The sequence below is a fragment of the Microbulbifer bruguierae genome (assembly GCF_029869925.1).
Taxonomy (GTDB): Bacteria; Pseudomonadota; Gammaproteobacteria; order Pseudomonadales; family Cellvibrionaceae; genus Microbulbifer; species Microbulbifer bruguierae.
On sequence record NZ_CP118605.1, the window covers coordinates 2,744,242 to 2,756,104 of the forward strand.

The window sequence follows — 11,863 nt, forward strand, 5'->3', positions numbered from 1 at the left end:
GTCGTCAGGAATAATCAGTGTACCCAGTGGTGGCGCTCCTGCTTCTCCTGAATCGCCTCCGCGGTGGGAGTTGGCATGGCGCTTACGGGCAAACGCTCGTGGAAGAACGCCAGCCGCTCGTCGCCTTCCACTTCGTTCATGGTCGCGGCGTCGAACACCTTGCCGTTGATCACGGTGTACTTGATGTTCTCCGATAGGCGCAGATTTTCCAGTGGGTTGCCGTCTACCACAATGATGTCTGCCAGCTTGCCGACTTCCAGGCTGCCCAGATCCCTGTCCATACCCAGATAGTGGGCACCATCAATAGTGCCGGCGCGGTAGGCTTCCCAGGGGGTAAATCCGCCCTGCTCCATCATCCACAGTTCCCAATGGGCGCCGAGGCCCTCGCGCTGGCCATGGGCGCCGATGTGCACAGTGACACCCTTGTCGCGCAGTTGCTTGGCATGTGCGGCGACGCTGACATGGTTGTAGTGGTGATCCGGCGCGGTGGGACGGCGGATGGAGCGCGGGTTGACGATAAAGTCCGGGGTAAACCGGGTTAGGCGTTCGTTTTTCCACACCTCGGTGCGGTCGTACCAGTACTCCTCACCCCACAGACCGCCATAGGCCACCACGAAGGTTGGTGTATAGCCCACTTCGGTCTGGCTCCACAGCTGTTCCACATCGGTATAGATATTGGCGATAGGCAGGGAGTGCTCGATGCCGGTATGTCCGTCTACCACCATATTCATATTGTGCTGGTACTTACCGCCACCTTCCGGCACCACCATGATGCCGTGCTTGCGGCCCGCTTCCAGTACCTGCTGGCGCTGCTCCCTTCTCGGCTGGTTGTAGCTCTTCACTGAAATGGCGCCCATGTCCTTCAGGCGGCCGACGTGGAACTCAGCATCTTCCAGGCTGTTGATCTTGGCCTTGTAACCCGGACCCTTGGCGCCGTAGAGGATGGTTCCAGTGGAAAAGATCCGCGGCCCGTTGATGACGCCGGCCTTCTGCATTTCTGCTGCGGAGAAGATTTCACTGCTGTCGTTGGACGGGTCGTGGATGGTCGTTACGCCGAATGCCAGGCTGGAATACAGGTTCCAGTTTTGTTGCGGAATGATTTCCTCCCGACCCTGGGCGCCGTGCGCGTGCACGTCCACCAGGCCTGGCAAAACCGTCTTGCCGGTGACATCGATACGCTGGGTGCCGGCGGGAATGGCGACTTCATCGGCCGCGCCCACCGCCAGGATGCGATTACCGCGGAACAGCACCACGCCGTTCTCGATCACTTCCCGGGTGTTTTCCGCATCGCGCATGGTGACCACGGTACCGCCGGTGAGCGCCACCAGCTTGTCGCTGTGAGCAAATTTCTGCGGGAAGCTGAGGTCAATGCCTTCCGCTACCGGTTCCGGCAATTGCTCCGGTGCGCCGATGACAAAACTGAAGGCGTCTTTGAGTTCGCGCGCATAGAGTTTCGGGCCGTGGGCCCAGCCCAGGGTTTTGCTGTCTGCGGACCAGTGCAGGTTTTCACCGGCGCGTTTGGACACCTGCGAGACGGCCACAGCGCTGGCGTTGGGGCCGATGGATTCGGACTTGCCAGTGTGCATAAAGGGCGCCACATACGCCTTGAAGTCCTGGGTGAAGGCCACCCAGCGGCCGTCTGGAGACAGGCGGAAAGAGGTGATTTCCGCACCGTGCAAATGCTCGCGCTCGTCCTTGCCGTTGGTATCAACGCTCTTGAACACGCGCTTGCCACCGTCGGCGTAGTCATACTCGGAGAAGTAGATGCGGTCGCTGTCCGCACCAAAGTGCGGCTCGTAACCGGACTTGGTGAGGCGGCGCTGCCAGTTGCCATAGGCGTCCGCCAGGTAAACACCGGGTTCGAGGGAGTACTCCGGGCTCAGCAGATAACCGCCGGTGAAGCGCCGGAAGGTGACGGTTTCACCATCCGGCGAGAAGCCGGGCTCCACATACAGACCGGGTTCACGGGTGACGGTTTTGCCGCGGCCGTTGCGTGCAGAAACGACACGCACCTGCCCCAGCGATTCATCGTCCCAGGTCACATAGGTGATCTGTTTGCCATCGCGGGACCAGCTGGGATAGAACTCAAAGTGTTCGTCCTGGCGGGTCAGTCGGCGACGTTCGCCGCTGTTCACGTCCTGAATGTAGATCTTGCCCAGGGCCTGGAAGGCGATCTGCTTGCCGTCCGGAGACTTCTGCGCCCAGCGGATCATCTTCACATCAAACTGTTCCGGCGCCACATCCACCGGGAAGCGCACCGCGTTGGCGACTTTTTTCTCGGTCTGGATATGCGCCACGATTTCCCGCGCGCCCTGCTCCAGGCTGCTGCCGTCGGCAGCAATACGCAGGAACTTGCCCTTGGTCCAGACAATCAGGGACTTGTTGTCTGGCATCCAGTCGTATTGCACGTAGTTGCCGTGCACCCCGAAGATTTCCTGCAGGTCGCGCTCCAGGCCGGTGTAGATGGGCTCTTCCAGACCGGTGCTCAGGTCCTTGAGGAACAGCGAGGTGTTGAAATCCTGGCGGCGGATAAATGCCAGTTTTTTGCCATCCGGTGACGGTACCGGGGCTATGGCGCCACCGGGGCCGGTGATGAACGTCTCTTCCTTGCCATCCTGCAGATCGTAGCGGTTGATGGCGAAGATCTGTTGTGTGGAGTTTTTGTTGTACTCCCAGCGGGTGCCCGGCGTGGTATCGATGGCGTAGTAGATGTAACGCCCGTCCGGAGAGAAAGCGGCGTCGGAGATGTTTTTCTGGGCGCTGTCGCCGCCCAGACGCGCCTTGATCTGGCGTCCTTCACCACCGCCGTAGTGATACATCCAGATCTCCCCGGCGGGGATGCTGCGACCGGACATGAAACCCTTGCGCGCCACCAGATACTGGCCGTCCGGGCTGAAATTCGGACCGTGCACCAGGTTTTCTTTCTCGGTGGTCAGCTGGCGCAGGTTTTCGCCATTGCGGTCCATCACCCAGATATTGTCAGCGCCGTCGCGGTCGCTTACGAAGACGATGGATTTACCATCGGGGCTGAAACGCGGCTGGGTATTCCAGGCGATTTCACTGGTTAGCGCGCGGGCCTCACCGCCATCCACGGGGATTTCGTAGATATCCCCGAGCATGTCGAAAATGATCGTCGCGCCGTCCGGGCTGATGTCGAGGTTGCTCCAGGTTGTCTCGCGGGTGTCCAGGGGAACGGACTTGAGCTCATACGGCGGCTGGTTAACGTCCCACTTGTCGGCTTTTTTGCTCACTTCTTCCGCGGCGGCGGAGAGAGGGAGGGCCAGGGCGAGACCGGCACCGCCGATCAGGCGCGCCAGTATTCTGACTTTGCTATTTATCATTAGGGCTCCCGGGTTAGTGGAGTTGTTTCAGGTTGCGCAACGGCCCGGATAGGGCGGTGCCAGTGAAAATTAATATGACGGCAAATTACCGCAATGTCGGTAAAACACAACGAATATGGACGGAATGGGAGAAAACTCCGGATATCCGGTGAATGCCGGATTTTTGCCTGCCACAGGCCCATCTGGAGTGGCGACGCTCCACAGGAAGCAGTGGCTAGACTGGAAATAGGGAATTGGTTTAAAGGTGCCGCTATTGGACACCTCTTCAATGGCGGTGTACTTATGAGTCAGCAAAAGTGAGCCAGCACAAGGATCACGACCGGGCCAAGAGTGATCGTCAGATTCTGTGGGAACAGATCGACGAGAGCCTGCGAGAATACCAGCGCAACAATCGCTCGCTGATACTTTCGTCAGTGGCGGCGGGCATGGAAATTGGCTTCAGCATTTTCCTGATCGCCGCGTTTTACAGTCATTTTCACGCCAATATTTCGCATCATTTGCTGTACCTGCTCACCGCACTGAGTTATCCCGTCGGTTTTATCTTGGTAATTATCGGTCGCTCGGACCTGTTCACGGAACATACCACCCTCGCCATACTGCCGGTCCTGGATGGCCGCAAGACACCGCGGCAACTGCTGCGGGTGTGGGCCCTCATCTACACCGGAAACCTGCTGGGGGCCGCATTGTTCAGTGCTCTGTTCGTGCAGTTTGTGGGAATGACGGATCGCTTCGACAGCGGTGCGTTTGCCTATTACGGCGAAAAAATGATGGCTGACTATGTGGGTGGTCAGTTTCTGGGGGCAATATTTGCCGGGTGGTTGATGGGACTGCTGGCCTGGATGGTCACCTCAGCCACCGAAACCATCAGCCGTATTGCGGCAGTCGCGGTGATCACCTTTGTTATCGGCCTCGGCGGATTGCCACACTGCATTGCCGGCGCCGTCGGAATGTTCTGCGCCTGGTTTTCTGAGGGTACAACCGTAGGCTTTATGGATGTTGCTCAGTTTCTGGTGGTCGCCACGATCGGCAATACCATCGGTGGTTCGATATTTGTGGGCCGAATGAAGTACAGTTTTATCGGTAATCGCCACTAGAAACTGCTCAAAGACCGGCACAACCTGGTCTTGCTGTGTCCGTTGTTTTGCGGATACCGCATTCTCGTAGAGTCTTTCATTTCATTTGCCCTGGTACCACTGGTCTGCAGGGTGCCCTGAAATTTTTCGCTCAACGAATCCTCTTCCTGATAGAACTATCCGAACGCTCCCCCTACACGCCCTTCGCCTACATTGATTTTTTTGTTTTTTGGCTCTGAATTTGCAGAAGATTTATGGGGTTGCAACAACCTGCGCTTAATGAGCGGTTAACTATATATCGCAGATAACGTAGATTATTTCTAATTATTTTTTCTACTTTTAAGGATGAGTATCTTTTAGATCAGGGGCGCAAGAAATATAGATACGTTTTAAAGGGGGTACAAAAATCCAGATATTTGGCACCAAAAAATTCCAACTCAAAAGACGATTCATTTATGAGGGTGGAAAAAATAAAGAAATATATATGAGGGGTTAGGCAGGTCAGTCGTTACATAACTGTATGGATTTACTCCATAAACTTTTTCTTGGGGATCTACCTTTGGGGTTACACAAATGATAAAGCGAACAAAAATGTTTGGAAGCGCTCACTCACCGCTTAAGGCGAGTGTGTCTTTGGCAGTGCTTGCAGCTGTTTTATCGCCGGTTACCTTTGCACAAGAGGATGACCGAGCAATTACAGAGTCGGATGTCGTTGCAGAAGAAAGTGCTTCCGCAGTCATTTCCAAGAGCAGCGAAGCAGACGGTTCGGTAGAAGAGGTCACCGTCACGGGCTCTCGCCTGAAGCGCGATAGCTTTTCCAGTATCGCTCCGCTAGAAATTATCGACACCGAGGGTGCTCGTGAGGCGGGAGTTATCGATACCTCCTCCATTCTGCAAAATAGCGGCGCGGCATCGGGTCAGCAGATCGACCTGACCTTTTCCGGTTACGTGCTGGATAACGGCCCGGGTGCATCTACCGTGAGTCTCCGCGGTCTCGGCGCTGGCCGCACCCTTGTGTTGCTCAATGGCCGCCGACTGGCGCCATCAGGGGTTGAGGGTGCGCCAACCTCCCCCGATTTGAATCTGATTCCTGCTTCACTGGTTCAGCGATACGACCTGCTGTTAGACGGTGCCTCATCCGTCTATGGTTCGGATGCCGTGGCCGGTGTAACAAACATCATCCTCAAGAAGGATTTTGATGGCTTTGATTTTGAGATGTTCAGCCGTAACCCGCAGCAGGACGCCGGGGAAGAAAATACTCTCAGTCTGAGCTGGGGTAAGAACTTCGATCGCGGATTTATCGGCATGGGTGCCGAATATTACGATATGCAAGCGGTTACCCTGGATGATCGGGAGTGGACCCAAGGTTGCCGCCAGAATATTGAAGTTGGCCGAGACGGAAAAATTTACCGCGATGATCTCTACTACAGCACCGTCTACGGAATGGATTTTTCTGGGGGGTGTAACTTCAGTGGCGGGTTGGGTGGGTATGTAAACGGCGTACCCGGAGCACGGAGTATTTTCTATACGCCCGGTTACAGTAACGGCGGCTGGGGCAACTTCTCCGATATGGCCCAGTACGTCAGTGGCATTGATGGTAATGGCGATGGCGTAACCGATGTCAACTATCGCGATCTGGATATGAATGGGCGCGAGCAGTTTGCGCACCTGCTGCCAGAGCAGGAAAGAATGAGCTACATGGCATTTGGTGAATATACCTTTGAAGGGGATATGAACCTGACCCCGTTTTTTGAAACACTTTATTCCAAACGGGAAACCTTTATTAATGCGGGTGCTTCGCAACTGTTTCCCCTTGTTCCGGGAAGCAACCCGTTCAGTATTTGTAATCCTGATGGGGTGCGAGGTGTCGATTGTGGTCTTGCCAATGACGCACTTTTGACCAACCCAAATTTTGTATCCGATTTCACAGCAATATATGGCGTCACTCCAGAGCAAGCGGGACTGCTTACCGGCCCTCTCGGGGCGGTCACAGTACAGCCCGTAGTATCAGTGTTTGGTGATCGCAATACTGCCAATACCGAGGTCGAGCACTTCCGGTTTGTTACCGGAGCACGTGGCGATCTGCCGATGCTGAACGTCGGCACGATGTCGGACTGGTCATTTGAGTTGTCCGCTTCCTACAGCAAGTCCAGTGGTGCTTCTAGCCGCCTGGGTATTCGAGAAGATCGCCTCGATCAGTCACTGGCAACCACTATCGAAGATCCGAACAATCCTGGTTCATATATTTGTGAACCTCTGCCGGGCGAGTCGACCTGTGTGCCGATCGATATGTTCGCGTCGTCGTTGTATGACGGTGTTGTTGGTGATTTTGCCACCCAGGCTGAACGCGACTACTTATTTGATAGTCGAGATTTTGATACCGATTACTATCAAAAAATATTTTCAGCCTATGCGTCCGGTACTGTAGCGAGTCTACCTGCTGGCGATGTTGTATTGGGTGTGGGGGCCGAATTTCGAAACGATCGTATTAAATCTATTCCGGACGATATCGCCCGCGATGGCTTGTTCTTCGGGTTTTTCACTGATGGTGGTGCTAGCGGTAATAAAGATACCAAAGAAGTTTTCGGTGAAATCGAGATTCCGATCGTATCCGGGGCTTTCCTTGCCGAGGAACTGACAACCAACCTTTCCGCCCGCTATACAAAAGACGAGTTCTACGGTGGCGCATGGACGAAGGCAGCAAAGATTGGTTATCGTCCGGTAGCTTCATTATTGCTCCGTACGACCTATGGCACTTCTTATCGAGCCCCAAATTTGCGTGAGAACTTCCTGCAAAATCAGAGCGGATTTAACAACATCACCGATCCATGTTTGATCCCAGCTGACGCAATTGATGACCTGACCGGTTATAACCCGGATTTGGATAACCGTTCCCCGGAAGTATTGCAAAACTGTATTGCAAATGGTGTAGATCCAACACAGCTAGAAAATAATAATGGTTTCTATAGTGTTGAAATAGCGCGTGGGGGTTCTCGTGAGCTGTTAGAGGAAACCTCGGATTCGTATACTGCTGGTTTCTCCTGGGAGCAACCGTTCTTTGACAGTTTTGGTCTATCAATTGGCATGACCTACTACGATATTGACATATCCAATTCAATCATCGAGCCGAGTGGCCAATTTCTTGTTAATGATTGTTATGTAAGTCCTAATCCCAGCGCTTTCTGTTCTTTGGTGTCTCGCAATAGCGAAGGTTTCATTAACAGAATTGATGCAGGATTTGTTAACCGCGATAGCGAGGTTGCGAGGGGCTTTGACTACAATATCCGGTATGAACAATCTGCCAATCTGTTTGGCGTTCCCCTGGATCTGTCTGCGAACTTGAGACTTAACCGTGTTCTTGAACGTTCTCTCACATACGTTGATGACAATGGCGTGGAGGATCGTGAGGATTACACCGGTGATTTCGGGTACGCGAAATGGACCGGTCAAGGCGAATTTAGAGTTGAATACGATAAGTACCGTCTGACCTGGGCGACCAGATATATTGGTTCAGTTGAACAGGGAGAAGAGTATATCGATGAATTCAGTGATATTTTTGATACCAATGGAACCGGATTTTACTCTGATACCTGTGTAGGTACTGCAAATGGCGGTACGGATTGCCGTGACGTAGGGTTTGCAGATGACTACTTCGTTCACAATGCGTCTTTGTATTATTACGCCGATACCTGGACAGCCGGATTGGGGGTCAATAATGTGTTCAACGAAGCACCTCCCGAGGTTGATGGAAATGAAATTCTTTCGATCAACAACACTCCTATTGGCTATGGGTATGACCTCCAAGGTCGTACCATTTTCATGAATGTTCAAAAGAACTTTTAATTTGATAGACTACAAAGCCCGTATTTATACGGGCTTTTTTCATAAACAAAAAATTTCACGTTTGTTGTATTTTAGGGTGCTGCGATGGGAATGCTCAAAACTCTGGTCACATCACTACTCATATTAGTAAGTGTTGATGTTTTTTCTAAAAATGCCGAGCCTTATCCACTGGATTACTGGGCGCTTCGCGACGTCATCAGCAACGTAGAGATATCTCCAGATGGAAAGCATCTCGCGCTGTTAAAAATTCCGACCAAAGATGGCAACCCCATCATTGAAGTTTACCCTTCGGATAACCTCGAAGCCGAACCATACCGGATAAACTCTGATCCGATGGAAATCCAGAGTTTTTTCTGGCTCAGTGATGATGTTATCGGTATGAACCTGCGTCAGAAGGTTCGCAATAAAATTGAGGGCTTTAATGAAGGTGTTTACGAATACCTACTTGCTTCGGTGGATATCAAACGCAAAAAAATGAAAAAGTACGATCAGCTTGGAGCTGATCTGGAACATGTTTTACCGAATAACGATCGGAGAATTATTTTTTCCTACTTGCCTGGTGGTGACGACAATCGCCTGAATAAGGCGTTTCGTCCCCGGACTTATTATGAGCTCGATATTAAATCCGGCGCTAAAAAACTTATTCTTCACGGCAAGCTGGATATGGGGCAAGTCGAATTCGATATCGACGGTAATCCCTGGTTGGCGCGTGGCTTTGATATTGGTAAAGGTGAATATGTCTGGTATGAGCGCATCACGGACAAGCGAAACTGGAATGAATTCCATCGTTTAAGCGAGGACAGCTTCGAAACATTCGATGTTGAGGGCTTTGACGATAAGCAACCGCATATTTTTTATGTTCGAGCCAATCGGGGCGACGATAAGGTTGGATTGTGGGAGTTCAACGTCAAAACACGCAAATTTGGTGAGCTGATCTATCGTCGGGGCGATGTCGACGTCGCCAGTGTCAGGTATCACAGTAATCCATGGAAAAACCTGGATACCGTCGTTGGTGTGGTATACACAAAGGAAAATGTCGAAGTTGAATATTTCGACGAGCTGGAAATGGCAACGACTCAACAGCTCGAGAAAATAATACCCGAATCTCACTATGTGCGGATAAACAGTCGCAGTCGCGATGGTGGCAGCCTGACAATTTATAACGTAGGACCCAGGGATCCTGGCACATATTATCTTTTGCACAAGGGAAAACTGAGTAAGGTCGGCAGTCGTCAGCCTTTGATGGACCCGGAAAATTTGGCCGATGTTCGGTATATCGAATACAAGGCCCGCGATGGCCGTACGATTCCCGCTTACCTGACCATACCCAACGGCAAGCCGCCGTTTCCGGCGATTGTTATGCCTCATGGAGGTCCCTTTGTTTCGGAAGTGGTGCTGTACGACGAGTGGGCCCAGATGCTGGCAAACAATGGCTATATCGTTTTGCAGCCGGAATACCGCGGATCCAGGGGGTTTGGGCTGGATCACTACACGTCCGCGTTTATTGATGGTGGCCAGGGCGGCTACAAAATGCAGGACGATAAAGACGATGGCATGAAATATCTGGTCGAGCAGGGCTGGGCTGAACCGGACAGGCTGGCAATGTTTGGTTGGTCCTATGGCGGTTACGCGGCACTGGTGGCTGCGGCACGCAAAGACCAAATTTATCAGTGTGTTATTGCCGGCGCGGCGGTTTCTGACAATCAAATGCAAGTGAACTACTACCGCGATCGGATGCGCGGTGCTCAGAAAATCGAGCAACTGGGTATGTGGGATGACAGTATTTCACCGATAGAAACCGCGGCCGAAGTGAATGTTCCCATTCTGCTGATTCACGGAAGTGTGGACCAGCGGGTGCCGCCGGCGCACGCTGAGCGCTACCGCAAGGCGCTGGATAAGTACGGAAAAGAGTACAAGTATGTGGAATTGGACGGCGCGGACCATTTCAGCAATACCCTGTTTTATGAACACCAGAAAACGCTATATGAGTCTATGATTTCGTACTTGAAATCAGATTGTGGCGCTGGCGGTCTTTAACGGGCTGAATTGCTGTGACCAGGAAACCCGGCAATTTGCCGGGTTTTTTGTTAGCTGTATTCTGCAAACCTTAAGGCTCTTGAGTTTATCGGCAGCGGTCGACACAATTGCCCGCCAAATTTTCGTGAACATGGGATATCTCATGACCATTGACGTTGTCATCCTCGCCGCCGGTAAAGGCACCCGCATGCGCTCCGACCTGCCCAAAGTTCTGCACCCTATTGGCGGTGTGCCTATGTTGGGGCGCGTGATCGAGGCTGCGCAGCAACTGGGGGACGTGCGGATCACCGTGGTGGTGGGGCATGGCGCGGGGCTGGTAGAAGAGCGCTTTGCCGGCACCGGCGTTGAATTCGTGGAGCAGAAAGAACAATTGGGCACAGGGCACGCCGTGGCCCAGGCGATTCCGAATTTCCGCCCTGGCGCCACGGTACTGATTCTCTATGGGGATGTGCCGCTGGTCAAAACCGGCACCCTGCAGTCCCTGCTTTCCGCGTCGGACAGGGGCCCTGCCCTGCTGTCGGTGGAGATGGCCAACCCCGCCGGTTACGGCCGTATCGTGCGCGACGAGGCAGGAAGGGTGCTGGCAATTGTGGAAGAAAAAGACGCCGACGGGGACACACTGGCCATCCGCGAAGTGAACACCGGCATCCTCGCGGCACCGGCAGATCTGCTGGCCAAGTGGCTACCGGAACTCTCCAACGACAATGCCCAGGGCGAGTACTACCTGACCGACGTGATCGCGCGCTCGGTCAGTGAGCAAATCGCCGTCACCGGTGTACGCGCCAGCGATCCTCTCGAAGTGGCGGGCGTCAACAGTCGCGCACAACAGGCGCAAATGGAGCGGGCCCTGCAGCACAGCCGCGCGCTATCGCTGATGCACGCCGGCGTAACCTTGCTAGACCCGGCCCGCATTGATATCCGCGGTACCCTGACCTGTGGCACCGATGTGGAAATCGACATCAACTGCGTGTTTGAAGGCAATGTGAAACTGGGCGCCGATGTGCGCATCGGTCCGAACTGTGTACTGCGCAACTGCGAGCTGGCTGTGGGCACCGTGGTTGAAGCCAACTCCATCATTGAGGAAGCGACCATCGGCGAAGCCTGTACCATCGGGCCTTTTGCGCGACTGCGGCCCGGCACCGAACTCGCCCACGGGGCAAAAGTTGGCAATTTTGTAGAAACCAAGAAAGCGAAGATCGGGCTCGGCAGTAAGGTGAACCATCTGTCCTACATCGGCGATGCCGAGGTGGGCGAAGGCGTAAATATCGGCGCCGGTACCATTACCTGTAATTACGATGGCGTGAACAAGTTCAAGACGTCCATTGGTGATGGCGCCTTTATCGGTTCTAACTCTTCGCTGGTAGCTCCGGTGGAGATTGGTGCCGGTGCCACGATTGGCGCTGGCTCCACCATTACCCGCGAAGTGAGTGCTGACGAACTGGCCGTGGCCCGCGGCAAGCAGCGCAACATCTCCGGCTGGCAGCGACCGACCAAGAAAAGCTAGCAGCCAATAACCCGAGGATGGAAACGCCGCGGCGTTTCCACTCTTCTGCCCGGAGACTCGTACCC

Annotated in this window: 5 protein-coding genes; 4 read left to right on the plus strand and 1 reads right to left on the minus strand. The window is 53.6% G+C overall.

What is annotated here, in order from left to right; all coding sequences use genetic code 11:
* Positions 1-14: 14 nt before the first annotated feature.
* A complete protein-coding gene (locus PVT68_RS11450) occupies positions 15-3,341 on the minus strand; it encodes an amidohydrolase family protein (RefSeq protein ID WP_280318160.1) in 3,327 nt (1,108 codons plus the stop codon).
* A gap of 296 nt (positions 3,342-3,637) precedes the next feature.
* Between PVT68_RS11450 and PVT68_RS11455 the strand changes: the two genes are divergently transcribed.
* The 4 genes from PVT68_RS11455 to glmU all read left to right on the plus strand — a co-directional run bounded on the left by PVT68_RS11455 (position 3,638) and on the right by glmU (position 11,798).
* Positions 3,638-4,435 carry a formate/nitrite transporter family protein gene (locus tag PVT68_RS11455; RefSeq protein ID WP_280318162.1) on the plus strand — a complete coding sequence of 266 codons (798 nt, stop codon included), beginning with the start codon at positions 3,638-3,640 and terminating at the stop codon, positions 4,433-4,435.
* Between the two features lie 552 nt (positions 4,436-4,987).
* A complete protein-coding gene (locus PVT68_RS11460) occupies positions 4,988-8,257 on the plus strand; it encodes a TonB-dependent receptor domain-containing protein (RefSeq protein ID WP_280318164.1) in 3,270 nt (1,089 codons plus the stop codon).
* Between the two features lie 84 nt (positions 8,258-8,341).
* Complete coding sequence (locus tag PVT68_RS11465; protein ID WP_280318166.1) at positions 8,342-10,294, plus strand: alpha/beta hydrolase family protein; 1,953 nt, start codon at positions 8,342-8,344, stop codon at positions 10,292-10,294.
* Between the two features lie 142 nt (positions 10,295-10,436).
* A complete protein-coding gene (glmU, locus tag PVT68_RS11470; protein WP_280318168.1) occupies positions 10,437-11,798 on the plus strand; it encodes a bifunctional UDP-N-acetylglucosamine diphosphorylase/glucosamine-1-phosphate N-acetyltransferase GlmU in 1,362 nt (453 codons plus the stop codon).
* Positions 11,799-11,863: the final 65 nt, after the last annotated feature.

Excerpts from the sequence above, each read along its gene's own strand:
- PVT68_RS11460 (WP_280318164.1), top strand. The coding sequence starts at position 4,988 with ATGATAAAGCGAACAAAAATGTTTGGAAGCGCTCACTCACCGCTTAAG.
- glmU (WP_280318168.1), top strand. The coding sequence starts at position 10,437 with ATGACCATTGACGTTGTCATCCTCGCCGCCGGTAAAGGCACCCGCATG.
- PVT68_RS11465 (WP_280318166.1), top strand. The coding sequence starts at position 8,342 with ATGGGAATGCTCAAAACTCTGGTCACATCACTACTCATATTAGTAAGT.
- PVT68_RS11450 (WP_280318160.1), bottom strand. The coding sequence starts at position 3,341 with ATGATAAATAGCAAAGTCAGAATACTGGCGCGCCTGATCGGCGGTGCC.